Annotated in this window: 16 protein-coding genes; 8 read left to right on the top strand and 8 right to left on the bottom strand. The window is 38.2% G+C overall.

All coding sequences use genetic code 11. The features are described 5' to 3' along the window. Positions 1-6: 6 nt before the first annotated feature. Both NAG76_00150 and NAG76_00145 read right to left on the bottom strand, forming a co-directional pair. A complete protein-coding gene (locus NAG76_00150) occupies positions 7-774 on the bottom strand; it encodes a DUF817 domain-containing protein (GenBank protein ID URN94707.1) in 768 nt (255 codons plus the stop codon). A gap of 278 nt (positions 775-1,052) precedes the next feature. After that, positions 1,053-2,510 (bottom strand): SpoVR family protein, encoded by a 1,458-nt coding sequence (locus NAG76_00145; protein ID URN94706.1) that lies wholly within the window; start codon positions 2,508-2,510, stop codon positions 1,053-1,055. Between the two features lie 291 nt (positions 2,511-2,801). On the opposite strand from NAG76_00145, the gene NAG76_00140 reads away from it, so the two are divergent. From NAG76_00140 to NAG76_00125, 4 genes are all read left to right on the top strand, one after another. Continuing rightward, a complete protein-coding gene (locus NAG76_00140) occupies positions 2,802-4,283 on the top strand; it encodes a hypothetical protein (GenBank protein URN94705.1) in 1,482 nt (493 codons plus the stop codon). 61 nt (positions 4,284-4,344) lie between these two features. Continuing rightward, on the top strand, positions 4,345-4,926 hold the full coding sequence (locus NAG76_00135; protein URN94704.1) for a hypothetical protein: 582 nt from the start codon (positions 4,345-4,347) through the stop codon (positions 4,924-4,926). Beyond that, positions 4,927-5,373 (top strand): hypothetical protein, encoded by a 447-nt coding sequence (locus NAG76_00130; protein ID URN94703.1) that lies wholly within the window; start codon positions 4,927-4,929, stop codon positions 5,371-5,373. 192 nt (positions 5,374-5,565) lie between these two features. Further along, entirely contained in the window at positions 5,566-6,885 is a 1,320-nt protein-coding gene (locus tag NAG76_00125) for a stalk domain-containing protein (protein ID URN94702.1), read from the top strand. 97 nt (positions 6,886-6,982) lie between these two features. Here the strand turns inward: NAG76_00125 and NAG76_00120 are convergent, their stop codons facing one another. The 6 genes from NAG76_00120 to NAG76_00095 form a co-directional block, all read right to left on the bottom strand. Then, positions 6,983-7,219: a hypothetical protein gene (locus tag NAG76_00120; GenBank protein ID URN94701.1), complete on the bottom strand. Its 237-nt coding sequence runs from the start codon at positions 7,217-7,219 to the stop codon at positions 6,983-6,985. 174 nt (positions 7,220-7,393) lie between these two features. After that, positions 7,394-8,197, bottom strand: a complete 804-nt coding sequence (locus tag NAG76_00115; GenBank protein URN94700.1) for an ABC transporter ATP-binding protein — start codon at positions 8,195-8,197, stop codon at positions 7,394-7,396. A 22-nt stretch (positions 8,198-8,219) separates the two neighbouring features. Continuing rightward, positions 8,220-9,251 carry an ABC transporter substrate-binding protein gene (locus tag NAG76_00110; protein URN94699.1) on the bottom strand — a complete coding sequence of 344 codons (1,032 nt, stop codon included), beginning with the start codon at positions 9,249-9,251 and terminating at the stop codon, positions 8,220-8,222. 27 nt (positions 9,252-9,278) lie between these two features. Continuing rightward, complete coding sequence (locus tag NAG76_00105; protein ID URN94698.1) at positions 9,279-10,055, bottom strand: ABC transporter permease subunit; 777 nt, start codon at positions 10,053-10,055, stop codon at positions 9,279-9,281. 17 nt (positions 10,056-10,072) lie between these two features. Then, positions 10,073-11,197 (bottom strand): FMNH2-dependent alkanesulfonate monooxygenase, encoded by a 1,125-nt coding sequence (gene ssuD / locus NAG76_00100; protein URN94697.1) that lies wholly within the window; start codon positions 11,195-11,197, stop codon positions 10,073-10,075. A 215-nt stretch (positions 11,198-11,412) separates the two neighbouring features. Beyond that, positions 11,413-12,615, bottom strand: a complete 1,203-nt coding sequence (locus NAG76_00095; protein URN94696.1) for a helix-turn-helix domain-containing protein — start codon at positions 12,613-12,615, stop codon at positions 11,413-11,415. Positions 12,616-12,861: 246 nt separating this feature from the next. On the opposite strand from NAG76_00095, the gene NAG76_00090 reads away from it, so the two are divergent. Genes NAG76_00090 through NAG76_00075 form a run of 4 tightly spaced genes read left to right on the top strand, consistent with a single transcriptional unit; the run spans position 12,862 to position 16,577 of the window. Beyond that, positions 12,862-13,836, top strand: a complete 975-nt coding sequence (locus NAG76_00090; GenBank protein URN94695.1) for a sulfonate ABC transporter substrate-binding protein — start codon at positions 12,862-12,864, stop codon at positions 13,834-13,836. 23 nt (positions 13,837-13,859) lie between these two features. After that, positions 13,860-14,990, top strand: coding sequence for an FMNH2-dependent alkanesulfonate monooxygenase (ssuD, locus tag NAG76_00085; GenBank protein ID URN94694.1), 1,131 nt, complete (start codon positions 13,860-13,862; stop codon positions 14,988-14,990). Positions 14,991-15,015: 25 nt separating this feature from the next. Then, positions 15,016-15,798, top strand: coding sequence for an aliphatic sulfonate ABC transporter permease SsuC (gene ssuC, locus NAG76_00080; GenBank protein URN94693.1), 783 nt, complete (start codon positions 15,016-15,018; stop codon positions 15,796-15,798). Between the two features lie 17 nt (positions 15,799-15,815). Next, complete coding sequence (locus NAG76_00075; GenBank protein ID URN94692.1) at positions 15,816-16,577, top strand: ATP-binding cassette domain-containing protein; 762 nt, start codon at positions 15,816-15,818, stop codon at positions 16,575-16,577. Position 16,578 lies beyond the last annotated feature (1 nt).

Below are 16,578 nucleotides of genomic sequence, written 5' to 3'. Positions count from 1 at the left end.
TACGTATTACACGGTACGACTAGCTTTTACATGCTTAAGCTGGGCCACGATAATAACACTAATAATTACAAGTAGGAACCATGAGCTAATCTTACTGAAACTTACGATTTGCCAAGTCTGATGCTGATCAGGGTATTTCCAAGCTCCTAAAAACGTAGCAATATTTTCTGCTAACCAAATAAAGAATCCTACAATGATAAATGCGACAGTTAAAGGCATTCTATAAGTTGTTTCCCTTACCCGATAGATAATCCATGTTTTCCAGAAAACGATGAAGACAAGTGCAGTTAACCACCAACGAAAATCTGGAATAAAATGATGCGTGAAAAAGTTAAGATAAATTGCCCCACCAAGTAGCGCTGCAGGCGTAAGTCCTGGCCAGCCGGTCATGTCCATTCGCAATCTCCGCCATATTTGACACATAAAACTAGCAACACTTGCATACATAAATCCGCTGTAGAGCGGGACACCAAATATTTTCGAAAATCCAGGCTCCGGGTACGACCAAGATCCCATCCATACTTTATATAACTCAAGTGCTAATCCAATGATGTGAAATACGCAGATTACTTTGATCTCATCAAGCGTCTCTAATCCACTGCGGTACATTAGGTATTGAACAAGTAGCAATACAACGAGAATAGCATCATAACGATGCAGGATAGGTATTGGTATTATGCTAGACAGAGCTAAAGTTCCAAATATAGCAACGGGAAAGATACAGCTCATCGCCTGATGATAGCCAAAATGCAGTAGTTGTATGATTGATCTCAATTCGTTACTCACCTTCTTGTGCTCTTATTATAGTTAAGCTTGATTCATTATAAATGAATTATGTATAGTTTCACATCCCTTGCAAATGTATTAACGGAAAATAGACTGGAAATGTTACAAAACCGCCAGCTCAGTGAGAAATTCTCACTATGATGGCGGTTTTTGCTCTTAAGGTATTATCAATATTTATCGTGAGTAAGGTTTTATACATAGTCAATCACTTTAGAGTAGTTAACAAACAAGCGTAATGATTAATCGTTACGCTTGTTATCATTCCGTTACAAAAACTTTCTCGTCGTCTTACCGTTGACGCAACTAAACACCATCTTCTTACTTTCGACGACTGTTTGTAGATGAACGTTTCTGCCCCATAAGCTTTGTACATGCGGGAGTGTACGCTCTACATATTTCAGATCAAGCTCATTACCCTCGTACTGATGTTCAATATAAAGTTCTCCATTACTATTATAATCTCCATCGATGACATGTAGGCTTGGGAATCCACCGTTAACCTTAGAGAAAACAAGCTGATCTCGAATATGCTCCCACGACTTATCTGTAATTTTCCACTCAGGACCTTTTTTCTCGAAGATGTACAAGTCTAGTTCATCGACGAGATTTTTCGTTAAGTAGTTACGCAAGAAGGATTGATCGGAGTCGAGCTCACGAACCTCGAAAATCTTCTCGCGTCCTTTGCCGGGTACACGACCGAAGCGACGCTGTTCTTCTACTGTCGGATTATCCCAGCGTTTCTCTATGTCCTCGAATATTTTCAAACCTAAGTAATATGGATTAAGACTGTTTTTCGATGGAACAACGACAGATGAATTTAGCTTCGCAAATTCAATCGTTTCTTCACTTGTTAGATGCATTTCGCGAATGATACGTTGATGCCAATACGAAGCCCAGCCTTCGTTCATGATCTTAGTCTCGATTTGAGGCCAGAAATATAGCATTTCATCACGTAGCATCGTTAATATATCCCGCTGCCAGTCATCTAGAATGGGAGAATATTCTTCAATGAACCAGATCAAATCTTTTTCAGGACGAGGTGGGAAACGCTTTGCTTCTTGTAAGGCAGCTTCACGCTTAGATGAATCCTTTGCTTTAGCTTCTACATCTAAATCCCATAGTTCCTGATAAGGAGAAGAGTAAGGTGTGAGTAGAGCGCTTTGCTTTTCTTGCTCCTTCATCGCCATTTCTATATATCGCTTTTTATCTAACTGATAAGGCTTAATAATGGTGGGATCAACATGCTCTTGGATGGCGAGAATAGAATCGATAAATTTCTCAACTGTGTCTACACCGTGAATCTTCTCGTATTCATGAATTCGATCCGCAGTTGCAGACATGCTTTCCACCATTTCACGATTCGTCACACTGAAACGAATATTGTTTTTGAAGAAGTCGCAGTGAGCTAGAACATGGGCGACAATTAATTTATTTTGAATCAATGAATTGCCTTCGAGCAGAAAGGCGTAGCAAGGATTAGAATTGATGACAAGCTCATAAATTTTACTTAGCCCAAAATCGTATTGTGTTTTCATCTTGTGAAAGGACTTACCGAAGCTCCAATGATTGAAACGTGTAGGCATTCCATAAGCACCGAATGTGTAAATGATATCGGCAGGACATATTTCATACCTCATCTCATAGAAATCTAAGCCAAATCCTTTGGCTACCTCTGTAATTTCCGCAATGGCACGTTCTAGCTGCTTCATATCATCTGACGTCATTTGCTCATCTCCCTTAAGTAGCATACAAATCAAGAAAAAAGTCGTTATGGTATATGATTTATTATATGAGCACCATTGAAAGGTTATGAGAAATGGGAAACATGGACGAGTAGATAATGAAGTTACCATATAGAAAATCCTTCCACACTGCAATCAGCATAGAGCGACAATATAATTAATGAATTTCATAACAGTGTAGACTATATAAATCAAAAGAATCGATCCATTCAACGCTATTAATACAATGATGTGTATGTTAATATTTTACTGTAATAGAATAGGAGGAATGGAATGAAAAGTATATCTTGCGCAAAAGGTTTTATCTTAACCATAGCAATATGTATAGGTGTAATTTTATTTAGTAATACTGTAACTGCAACATCAACAAGTCCACAGCATGCTGCAAAAGCAGATACGTTACATACATTAGGATTATTTCAAGGAACTGAGCTAGGATTCGAACTTGAGAGAGCACCGACTCGTGTCGAGGGGGCGGTTATGCTAGTTCGTTTATTAGGGAAGGAACAGGAAGTTGTTGAGAAAGACTTTCATCATCCATTCACAGATGTGCCAGTATGGGCGTCTTCATACATAGGATATGTATATACGAATGGAATAGCGAATGGGGTAAGTAATGTTAAATTTGGTAGTAATGATGCTCTAAGTTCCCAGCAATACGCAACCTTTATTTTAAGAGCATTAGGGTATGAAGACAATAAGGGTGACTTTACATGGAATACTTCATTAGAAACAATGATGAAGAAATCAATTATAAATGCAACAGAATTAACAGAGTTACAATCAAAGCAATTTCTACGTGATGATGCTGTCTTACTTTCATATTATGCATTACTATCGACGATGAATTCCGGTCAAACTTTATTAGAAAACTTAAAAGTACAAAATGTAATTACTGTTGAGCAAATTGAAACTAGCTTAATTAATGGTCCTACAAAGTTAGATACTAAGCTATTGCCAGAAGTAAGGGTAATTGTATCATCGCATATGGTAGCGACCGCTTATGTAGATAAAACGAAGCTGAGTGATAGTATGAAGGCATTTCATCAATTTAAAGTTGTGAAATTTAACGATAAAGTACAAGCAACTCAATTTGAATCGTTTATGAAAGATCCTAAAAATGCTACACAGATTGATGCTAAAGTTAATGAAATCAAGAACTCACATCCAGGTGTGGATTATAGTAATGTAATAAGAAAAGATATCATGTTAAACGAAGAATTAATACAAATAAGTCAACCACCCCCTTTTGATACATATTTATTTTTGATTTACTATGATGAGAACAATAGGGTCTATGCTTATTCTGATTATTACATTGCATTTAATAAAGTTGATGATTTATTTGCTGAAATTAAGTACCCAATAATATTAAATCAGCTTCCGAAATTTGAAAATTTATATCGAATTGAGCATGTAACTGTTTTAGATCATGGACAAAATAATCTTATTTCAATTTATAGTTCCTATTATGTAGCTGAAAGTTTCGAAGCATATCAAAAACAATATGGAGAATTCATTTTTCGTGTAAAATTCTCATCAGATGTTTTAATCGATGTTAGAGCACCGCTAGATAATACAGACTTGAAACTAAAGAAAAGTATTATCTCAAGTTTTGGTAACTTCAAAATAAATATGCCAGAGCAGAACTTTACAGATGGGAATAAAAACTATGATTACTCTATTTATTTTGATTATAATCTTAATGTATTAGGCTACTCTATTGAGAAAATTCCTAAGAAAGTAATAGAGTAGCAACCTATATTGAACTCCTCTCGTCTATATAACTAAAGTAAAAGAGAGGGGGGTTATTTATATGAAAAAGTTAGTGATTATCGTTATTTTCGCGCTATTATTATCAGCTTGCGGTGAAGCGGGTCAGCACAATACAACACATCAAGGTGCCTCGTCTGTCCTTAATAAGGATGAGCTAGTGCTCGATAGGAAAGTGATCGAAGGAGATTTTGAACTAGCCATTTATACAAAAAAATCAATATATGCAGTCAATGAGCTCATCGATGTATATGCAGAGCTTACATACATTGGTGAATTAGAGGAAGTAGAGATTGGGCATGCCATGCGCCCTGTAGGATTCGGTATAATGGAACATACAAGAGACCTTAATATTGGAGGGGTAATGGAGGAACCTTACATCGTAACTCTTTTAAAGCCTAACGAGCCAATTCAATATAAGTACTCCTTTAGCGGGGGTTATTCTTCAGATGATGATGCGGACTATATTGCTTTTGTTAAAGACTTGCAAGATGAACAGCTTCCACAAGGAGAATATACGATAACTGCTAGTGCGAGCTTTAATATTCATGGACAGGAATCAGAACCTTCTTATGGTTTCAGCACATCAATATCATTTATCGTAAGTTCTGATGGGGTAAAGTAAATGAGTGAATCTACTGTGAGATTTTTAAAGCATCATATACTGCTATGGATCGTCTTTTGTGTAATATTCACATTAGCAGCTTTAGGGATTGAATTGCTTGAAGGCAATAAAATAACGACGACGGAATACTATGGTCTAATGAATTTGGGTTTTGTTATCATTTTCTTAGAATTCATCGGTATTCTTATTATGTATCCAATGACATTTTTCCCGTTAACATTACTGCTTAATTGGCAAGTACGTTCAAATATCTTAAAAATAGTTATATACACCGTTGCAGGTGGGGCAAGTGGACTATGGATTTTTCAATTACTATATGGAGATTTTGATAACTATTTCGTTACTGGTTATGGATTAAATGTAAGTACGTCAATTGTTATATTTAGCTTTGCAGCATTTTTATATGGTGGAGTAGATTTCTTGCTTAGAACAATTACAAACAAATAAGTAGGAAATATCTTATAGAAAGATATATAAGAAAAACAGCAAAAAGAGTTCTCAAGCCTAACGAGCTTGAGGACTCTTTTTCTATCAATGGAAGTTGAAGAGAATAAGATACAATAGTACCATAAATTGGTTAGACAATATTTGGTATAACTTGTAATGTATAATAATGACAAAATTGAAGGGATAGATTACATGAAGAAGAAAAAAATGTATAGTTACAGTTTCAAAGCTATAATAATTATAGCAATGGTTTTGACTCTTTTTGGAGGTTATAACTCACATTCATTAGTTGAAGCCGGAAGTAAAAGTATCACTGCAGCCATTGATGATAAAAATATAGTATTTAGTAATCCTCCGTACCAAAAGGAAGGTACAACCTTGGTACCTTTCAGAGCGATATTTGAAGCACTTAATTTAAAAGTTGGTTGGGATAAAGAAAAACAACAAGCAACAGGAACCTCAGAAAGTCTAGATGTTACGCTTACTATGAACTCAAAAATTGCATATGTAAATGGTGCGAAAGTGGTATTAGCTCAAGCGCCTGCAGTTGTAAATGGATCAACTATGGTACCGTTACGCTTTGTTGCGGAAGCAAGTGGTGGTCAAGTATATTGGGATAGTAAAAAACAACATATTGATATTGTTTTTAATGAAAAATTAAAAGTGTTTAAATCAGCGTATTACAATGATACTTCAACACTTAAATACTGGTTAGAACATGGTTATACTGTAGATGAAAAATATAATGGATTGACTCCATTATTGTATGCAACGATGGGGAATGCTTGGGATTCAGTAAATTTATTACTTAAGAAGGATGCAAATCCTGATGTGAAATCAGCATCGAATTGGACTCCGTTATTATGGGCTGCATATCATCTAAATGATGATATGGTAACAAGATTATTAGAATATGGTGCGTCAGAGAAATTTGTGACTGATTCCAGTACATATGACTTAAAATTAGCGCAAACTCGCTTATCAAATTACTTTAACAATGGTAGTACAAAATTAAATGAGAAAAAGAAATATAAAGATAGTTATTTAGTTGCACCGCTAGGAAGTAGCAAGTCAACTGTAAAATCAAAAGTAAGTACGACATTATTAATTGAAGATTCGACTTCTATAATGTACAACAAAGCATTCCTTAGTGGAGATATTGGTGTACAGTTGTATAACTTTAGTAATGGGAAATTAAAGAGTGTTGCTTACTTAATGCAATTTGATTTCGGAGATTCTGTATACGCTATTAATGAGTTTCTCGATCAAATGACACGAGTTGAAAACATATATGGAGTGGATTTGAAATATAAGGAGGGATATACCTATGCATCTGATAAATCATTATATGAATCTATGTACAGCGATCCCTATGAAAGATATGAAACTGCGATGTGGCTAGGAGATTTATCTCTATATAGTACGTATGATGCAGGAGATTATACAATTACAATTATGGTAAGTTTCGATGATGACGATTATACTTATAATGTATTCGTTTTGTATGAGTAAATAATATAAGAATGAATGTTATTAGATTCATTATACAGACTGAAGACAACTAGATTAAACACTAGATTGTCTTCAGTCTTTTTTTGCATGTATTCAGTTAAGTCCAAGCCCAGAAAAATCCGTCTCTATCCCATGCTGCTCGTCCGCCATGCAGTTTCTTGAACAGCTTCTTAACTTCTTTATCAATTGATTGATTTCCATTATCATTAACATATAGATACTGTTCACCGTAGTTTTGTACAATATAAGCAACGGCTACTTCTTGGTGTAATGTACCTATTTCTTTAACTTCGTGTAACATCCACTCAGCAATTTCTTGAACTTTAGATTCCATCATGTCTACCCCATTCTATTTAGCTACTTCAACAGTATAGCAGGATTGTGAAGTAGAATGAAGCATTCATAGTTCCTAACATCTACTTATGCTCTAGTGCAGTTATTATTGCTTGAGTAACAATAAAAACTGCCTTACATCCCGTGATATAACGAGAAGTGAGGCAGTTTTCAATTACACTTTCAATGAAGTAACCAACCGCTCACGTAATGCTGCATACTGAGTAGACTGTCTGCCGCTTAGTGAACTTAGAGGATTATGCACAGTATTAGTAATATCTTCTTTGATTCGACCTGGAGAAGGACTAAGCACAATTATGCGAGTGCCGAGAAGCAAAGCTTCGTCAACATCATGTGTGATGAAGAAAATCGTCCTCTTCTCATTACGCCATAGTTCCTTCAATTGAAGTTGCAATGTTTCTCTAGTAATCGCATCTAAAGCAGCAAATGGCTCATCCATCAACAGAATCGAAGGCTCAGTAATAAGCGTACGTGCAAGGGCAACGCGTTGCTTCATCCCTCCTGAAAGCTGATGCGGATATAATCCAGCTGCATGGGCTAGCCCTACTTGTTCCAATCCATGTTGCGTACGCTGATTACGTTCCGACCGCGAAATTCCTGCCATCTTCAAACCAAATGCAACATTGTTTCGAACGGTTAGCCATGGAAATAGATTGCTATGTTGGAACACTACGCCAATGTCAGGTCCTGGCTTAACATGTGTCTGACCAAATAGTTCAATCTTTCCATCTGTTGGTGCCAAGTAGCCTGCTAGCATCCGCAATAATGATGTCTTTCCACAACCCGATGGACCAAGTACACATACGAAGGAACCCTCTTCGATAGATAGTTTTAGTGGATTAATGATTTCTCGTAACTTCGTTCCTGTGCCATAGTGTAAAGCGACTTCATCTAACTCGATGGCAACGACAGGCTGTTGATCAAGCTGCGTAGCTATAAATTGTGCGGTAACACCCATACATATGCCTCCTGTAATTTATTTATTGTTCAATGCCAGCGACATAAATTGCTTTTTCATAATCTGATAACTCTGGTGAACTTTCAATCGTACCTTGCTCAACAAGGAAATCGCCAGTTGCTTTTAATACTTTACCAAATCCACTACCTGCACCTTTACCAAGATATTGTTCATCTTGTTGTTCTTTAGAAGTTAGCCATACTAGCTCATTCATTTGCGCAAGGCTTTCTTCTTCTGACGTACTAAGCAATGGAGCTAAAGCTTTAGCAGCTTCCTCTGGTTTTGTACGATATATTTCTATCGCTTCATCTAATACTGCTACATAATCTTTTACGAATGTTGGATATTTATTTGCGAATTTTTTACTTACTATACCTGTATCGGATGTAATTGCACCTTGCGCTGCTAGATCTTTCGCGGATAAGAGAAGCGAACCGTTATCTTCTACTAATTTGGCTAAAGTAGGCTGCCATACGAACGCGGCATCGATGTCTTTCCGTTGCCATGCAGCAAGAATATCAGGCGGTTGAAGATCAAGTACCGTCACTTGATCCTGCGTGATACCTGCATTAGCCAGGGCGGATAATACGCTGAAATGAGCAGTAGAGCCAAATGGAACAGCGACCTTTTTCCCTACTAAGTCTTGAATTGTTGCAATGCCAGTGTCATTACGAATCGCAAGTGCTTCATTTTCTCCGATAATATCGTGTAAGAAATAGACGTAATACTCTAATTTACTAGATACCCCGATTGATACAGGGACAGAACCAGCAAGACCAAAATCAATTGAGCCTGAAGCTATTGCAGTATTGACATCACGACCTGAGTCGAATTGAACCCATCTAATCGTCACATCAGGAAATTTCTTTTCAGCTAGACCTAATGTTTTGACAAGTAATTCAGCATTCGGAATCACTTGATAGCCAATCGTTACTTCTTTAGGATAACTCTTGTTATCTTTTTCGCTGTCTTTCCCTTGACCGCATGCACTTAATAGTAGCAATGCAATTAATGTAATTGTAATACTCTTAAAAATTGATCTTTTGTTTTTCATCAAATATCACTCCAATAATTTATAGTTTTATTCTTTTCCATACCAGGGAACAATCCGCTTTTCTAGTAAGCGCAGCAAAGCATCTATCGCTACTGCAATAACTCCCATGACGATAATGCCGGCAATAACAATATCACTTCGCAAAAACTTACTTGCATCAAGTACGACCCAGCCAATGCCTGAAATTGCAGCGACCATCTCGGCTGCAACGAGTGTTGTGTACATAATACCTATCGATGTACGTAAGCCGATAAAAAGTTCTGGCAAGATTGAAGGAAGTATGACGTATAGGAATAGTTGTACCTTATTAGCTCCGAGCGAAGTTGCACCAAGAATCCGATCTTCTGGTATTCGTCCAACTCCTGCAACAACGGCAATATATAATGGAGCAAATGATGCTAGAAATAATAGAATAACTTTCGATGTATTGTCGATGCCGAACCAAAGAACGAGTAATGTGTAGTATGCTAATGGAGGTAAAGGGCGGTAGAATTCTACGAAAGGGTACAGAATTGCTCGAATCCATCTAATTTTACCGCTCAATAAACCTAGTGGAATTGCTGTAAGTAACGCGATAGTAAAGGCTAATGCTAGTCGAGTTAAACTATCAACAAGATGTGTACCAAGTGAGATTCCTTTATAGCCATTACTCCACATGGAAGTTAACGCTGCCCATACTTTTTGTGGTGAAGGCATAAATAATTCATTCAATACGTGATTGGCGGATAGTATCCACCAGATCAAAAGCACGAATAAGACAGAAAAAGTAGATATGAGCCAAGTAGAAATAGGTGTACGTTTCATCTGGATTCCCTCATTGCTTAAGAAGTTGAGGGCGAGGGTGAGTAATGATAGGCGATCATTTCACCGCTGCCTTGTAATGGTTGTTGAGTCTCGTTGGTTTGAAGCAAAGGGAACAATAACTCTGCCACTCGATATGATTCTTCTAGATGCGGATAACCACTCAAGATGAATGTCTCAATACCAAGAGCTTCATACTCTTTCATCTTGGTAGCAACTTGCTGGGCTGAACCAACTAGTGCAGTTCCCGCTCCACCACGAACCAATCCGATGCCGGCCCATAGATTAGGTTCAATAATGAGATTGCTTCGATCGCCATGATGTAACTGACTCATCCGCTTCTGTCCATGTGAATCCATTCGTGCATAAATCGCTTGAGCTTTGTCTATCGCTGCTTGATCAAGATGAGAGATCAACTCATCGGCCGCCGCCCATGCTTCTTCTTCTGTTGTACGCACAATGACATGTAACCTGATACCGAAACTTACGGATCGACCAACCTTTGCATATGCCCCGCGAACAGTTGCTATTTTTTCTTTGATCTGCTCAATCGGTTCGCCCCAAGTTAGGTATACATCTGCATGGTTAGCGGCTACTTCTATGCCAGCGGCTGAAGAACCACCGAAATAGAGTGGAGGATGTGGAGATTGTAGGGGGGCATAGAAATTTGAGGCTTCTTTAATGTGTAAATGTGTACCTCCGTGATTAATCTGCGCACCAGCTAGTAGACCACGCCATACTGTAAGGAATTCATTTGCTAATTCATATCGTTGATCATGTTCCAAAGATAAACCATCAGCTTCTAACTCTGCCAAATCACCACCAACAACCACATTAATTAATAATCTTCCTTTGGAATGGCGGTCGAATGAGGCGGCCATTCTTGCTGCAAAAGTTGGAGAAATAATACCAGGACGTAAAGCCACAAGAAACTTCAAGTTACGTGTTGCTTCTGCTAGAAAAGATGCAGTAATCCACGCATCTTCACAAGATCTTCCGGTAGGTAATAGTACTCCTTCATAGCCTAGATGATCTGCTGCGACAGCGACTTGCTTATAGTAATCAATAGATGTGTGACGAGCGCCAACTGTTGAGCCAATATATCTGCCATCTCCATAAGTTGGGATAAACCAAAATAATTTCATCCAATGACCACTCCTTTATAATTCACTTATCCAATGAGAAAACTCGGATTTTATAATAAAAAAAATCACAACAACATCCCCTTTACGAAAAGGTAGAGTTATTGTGATTCTCCAGTGAACTGGTTGAATCTTCTTGTATACGTTGACCATATTTTATGCTGTATATGAAAATAATGTCAATACTTTTTTTAAGGGCATGTTTACGATCATTCGTGTTAATACATAAGATCTTTCGACCAATCACCAAGTAGCGGAAAGTCAGGCAATTGAGGAAGTTTTAATGATTCAACAGCTTGTTGTAAATATTGGCTCCTGAAACTAATGCGTTGTAATTCACCTTGATAAGGCGTCGAAGTAAACGGTGAGAGACTTTGCTTCATATCCAATAATATTTGCACATCTCGTTGGTAGATGGATGCATCCCAGTGAATATGTGACAGTGCTTGATAGACAACTTCTGCAGGAAATCCGCTCGCATTTTTAATGAGGAATGCAGCATCTTCACTGTGCTCTCGAATATATTGATGTGCACGAATATGAGCCTTTAGATAGCAGATGACAATATCTTCGTTCTGACTTACCCATTGCTGATCAGCGATTAATCCAGTTAGATAGTCCGAATTATTGGAATCACCTCTAATCCGTTGACCTGCACCTATATGCTGTGCCCAGCTTAGATAAGGCTCCCAAAGCATACTAGCTCCAATATGTCTTCCAACGATATCATTAAGACAATCACCCATATTGCGATGTACAATTGTTTCGGATTGAATACGATGTTGGTTTTTCCATTGGTTAAGCCGATAGGCTGAGCTAGATCCACTTACAGCGGAGAAAATTTCATCTTGCAATTGATCGGAATAATTCATCTTCGAACCAGTGGGTACAACAAGAGAAATTCCATTGTTATCAGTAGATTTTCCGTCAAATGCGAGAAAGATGGGGTTAAAACGAGGTAGTACCTGACTTAAGTTCCAGCTTGCTGAGATTGGATAATCACCTACAGAGGCAATATGGACACGACCTGCGATTAGTTCTTCGACAAGTTCCATGCCGTTAGGGGCATTAACCCAATGGAGCTCAAAGTGACGATTCGGAAATGCAATTTCTAATTCTTCTTCAAATAATGCTCGTTGTTTCATGACAAGTGGACTCCATAGTTGCGCGGAAGTAGTTTGATAACCAATGGTTAAGATCGTGGGGGCAGATAGGTCATTAGATGATTGAGTATGTGATTGCTCGGAGTGATGATTGGCAATCCACTTCTGAATTTGCTCTGGGTCAAATAGTACTTCTTTTCCTATTTTAATATAAGGTAAAGACTTTTCTTTACGCCAGCGGTCGATTGTAGCACGACTTACCCCTAATTGATTTATCGCTTCATGAATCGAGATATATTGAAAAGGTCCGTTGGACAATGCCATCACTCCGTTCTAATTTATATTAATCATACCCGAATAGTTGGAATTGTAATTACTTTCATAATACTGTAAAAAGTAGTAGAAATCAATATAGAGTTGTTCGTTTTACTCATTGCTCCTCATTCATCCTCAATGTTCATCAGCCTATTGACAGTGTAATTCATTGGATGGTAGTTTTTGTGTAACATACACAAGTAAACAGGTAGGAAATGAATGAATTAATGATGAGGGGTAGTGAGTGAGATGAGAAGCAAACGTACGAGTATAGTTAATTGGAAAGCGTTAATGAGTGTCTTAATGATTACGGCGATGGTGGTAATCGCTGCTTGTGGTAATAGTGAAGGAAAGTCAAGTGGAGATAAAGTTGTGCGTATCGGTTACCAGAAATATGCATCTGTTAATATTTTGAAAGAGCGCGGTGGTTTAGAAGATAAGCTTGCTGAACTGAAATACAAAGTGGAGTGGATAGAGTTTCCAGGCGGTCCACAATTGTTAGAAGCGTTAAATGTAGGCAGTATTGATTTTGGTCATACGGGAGAAGCTCCACCGATTTTTGCTCAAGCAGCTGGTGCACCATTAGTATATCTAGCTCATTCTAATGAAAGTCCGAAAGCAGAAAGTATACTTGTTCCCAAAGAGTCAACCATTCAAACTGCAAAAGATTTAGTTGGTAAGAAAGTTGCACTTAATAAAGGCTCTAATGTTCATTATTTACTAGTGAAGTATTTGGAAAGTGAAGGCGTAAGTTATTCGGATATTGAAGTTGTATTTCTACCTCCAGCTGATGCAAGAGCTGCATTCGAAAGTGGCAATGTTGATGCTTGGGTAATATGGGAACCATTCTATTCTGCAGCTCAACTTGCGACCGAAGCGAGAGTATTGGTTGATGGAGAAGGGCTAGTAAAGAATTATGAAATATATTTGGCATCACGAGATTTTGCTAAGGCGCATGATGATGTTATTAAAGTTATTTTAGATCAAATTGATGAAGTAGATCAGTGGGCACAGAATAATCAAGCTGAAGTTGCGAAGTTACTTTCACCTGCATTAGGAATCGATGAGCCATCATTGGTGCAGGCATTATCACATCGTAGTTGGGGTGTTATTCCGATTAGTGATGATACGATTGCAGCACAGCAAAGTATCGCAGATACATTCTTTGACCTAAAGCTAATACCAGAAGCCATTAATGTAAGTGAAGCAACATTGAAAAAGTAATTTAATTGGAGGAGGATTTGAATATGGATATATTATGGTTTATTCCACTACATGGAGATAGTAAATATCTTGGCACATCAAAAGGAGCAAGAGCGATTGATTATGACTATGTACGTCAAGTTGCTCAAGCTGCTGATACGTTAGGATTTCAAGGAGTATTGCTTCCTACTGGAAAAGCATGTGAAGATGCTTGGATTACAGCATCTTCACTAATTCCTGTGACGAAAAATTTGAAATTTCTTGTGGCAATTCGTCCAGGTCTAATGAGTCCAACCCTTGCTGCACGTATGGCATCAACATTTGATCGCTTGTCTGACGGAAGATTACTTGTAAATGTTGTAACTGGCGGTGATCCACATGAACTTGCAGGTGATGGTGTCTTTCTAGATCATACGGAACGGTATGAACAAACAGATGAATTTTTAAGCGTATGGAGAGATTTAGTACAAGGAAAAGAAGTAGATTTTGAAGGCAAGCATCTAAAGATTACGGAAGGTGAAGTGTTGCTCCCAGCGCTGCAAAAGCCCTATCCTCCACTATATTTTGGCGGCTCTTCTCCAGCTGCATTACAAATAGCTGCCGATCATGTGGATTACTATCTAACATGGGGCGAGCCTCCAGCGGAAGTTGCAAAGAAAATAGGAGCAGTTCGTGCCTTGGCAGAAGAACGTGGCACAACAGTGAAGTTCGGAATCCGTCTACACATTATTGTTCGTGAAACAAATGATGAAGCTTGGAAAGCTGCAAACAAATTAATTTCATATCTCGATGATGAGACGATTGAAGAAGCACAGCGCATATTAGCGCGTTATGATTCAGTGGGTCAACGTAGAATGAGTGAGCTTCATAAAGGAGATCGTTCAGCTTTAGAAATATCTCCAAATTTATGGTCAGGAATCGGTCTTGTACGTGGCGGTGCAGGGACAGCACTGGTTGGAGATCCGCAAACAGTAGCAGATCGCATTCAGGAATACGCTGATCTTGGTATCGAATCTTTCATCTTGTCTGGTTATCCTCATCTCGAAGAATCATATCGTGTTGCGGAGTTGTTATTCCCACTATTACCAGTTAACTCGCAACGTGGTGGCGAGGCAGTATCCAAGATCAAAGCAGATGGTGAATTTGTCGCCTATAATAAATTTTTGAAAATCTAGTCTGTTGCTTGTGGAGGTACATCATATGAAATGGTTTCGTAAATTAATAGATAGTTCGATCGCACCTGCAATTATCCCAATATTAATTGTTATGGTTTGGCAGTTACTTGGGCAGCTCGGATTGATCTCAACGAGAATATTACCGACTCCGCTAGCGGTGGCACAGGCAGCAGTTAAGCTTACGATTTCAGGTGAGTTATTTGGCTATGTATGGAGTAGTACGATACGTGCATTTATCGGATTTGCAATAGGAGGAGCAATTGGATTTTTCCTTGGTGTGCTTAATGGTCTTTCACAAACTTCCAATAGACTCTTAGATAGCTCAATACAGATGATACGTAATGTACCACATCTAGCTCTCATTCCACTTGTTATTATATGGTTCGGAATCGGTGAGACTGCCAAAATTTCTCTTGTCGTCTTGGGCGTTTTCTTTCCTATCTATATGAATACTTTACATGGTATTCGGTCGATTGATCCAGGTCTTATAGAGATGGCCAAAGTATATCGTTTGCAAGGAAAAGAACTGTATCGACATGTTATCTTTCCAGGTGCAGTTTCTTCAATTCTAGTAGGTGTTCGTTATGCGCTAGGATTTATGTGGCTTACGTTAATTGTATCAGAGACGATATCATCGAATTCAGGTATTGGGTACATGGCAATGAACGCACGCGAATTTATGAGATTAGATATCGTTGTGCTTGCAATTATTATATATGCTATTCTTGGTAAATTATCTGATTCTATCGCTAAAGCATTAGAGAAGAAACTATTACAATGGCATCCGAGCTATTCAAAGCAATCTTGAAAGGAGAGAGGCTAACGATGAGTAGAAAAACAACTGGGGCAAAACTCGTAGTTGATAACGTCTACAAAAATTTTGGGGATAAGCAAGTCCTGAAAGGCATTGATTTTGAGATTGAGCCAGGGAAATTTCTTGCTATTGTAGGGAGAAGTGGTTGCGGCAAAAGTACATTGTTGCGGTTACTTGCTGGACTTGAGACGCCATCAAAAGGTGAAGCATTATTGGATGGGTTTTCAATCGATAGTATTCGTGAGGATACGAGAATGTTATTTCAAGAAGCGAGATTGCTGCCATGGAAACGTACAGTAGAAAATGTACAAATTGGTATGAAGTCTCGAAATTACGAGCAAGCATTAGCCTCTCTTGCCCAAGTAGGTTTGAGTGATTATGCACATGAGTGGCCGAGTGTATTGTCTGGTGGGCAAAATCAACGCGTATCACTTGCAAGAGCATTAGTGTCATCTCCTAGATTGTTGCTTCTTGATGAACCGCTTGGGGCACTCGATGCATTAACGAGAATTGAGATGCAAAATCTTATTGAAAACCTATGGTTAGAGCAACAATTCACAACGGTTCTTGTTACGCATGATGTAGATGAGGCAGTAGCATTAGCTGATCGTGTCATTCTAATTGAAGAAGGACAAATAGCATTTGATGTGAATATTACGTTAGCTAGACCACGCGAACGCAATAATGATTTTATACATTTTGAAAAACTAATATTAGATCGTATTCTGCTACGTGGAAAGCATGAACAGAAAGACGCAGTATACGCGATATAAC

Origin of the sequence: Candidatus Pristimantibacillus lignocellulolyticus, from assembly GCA_023639215.1 — a bacterium.
In the GTDB taxonomy this organism is placed as follows: Bacteria; Bacillota; Bacilli; order Paenibacillales; family Paenibacillaceae; genus Pristimantibacillus; species Pristimantibacillus lignocellulolyticus.
The sequence above is the reverse complement of the archived record's forward strand: the minus strand, read 5'-3'. Positions and strand labels throughout refer to the sequence as shown.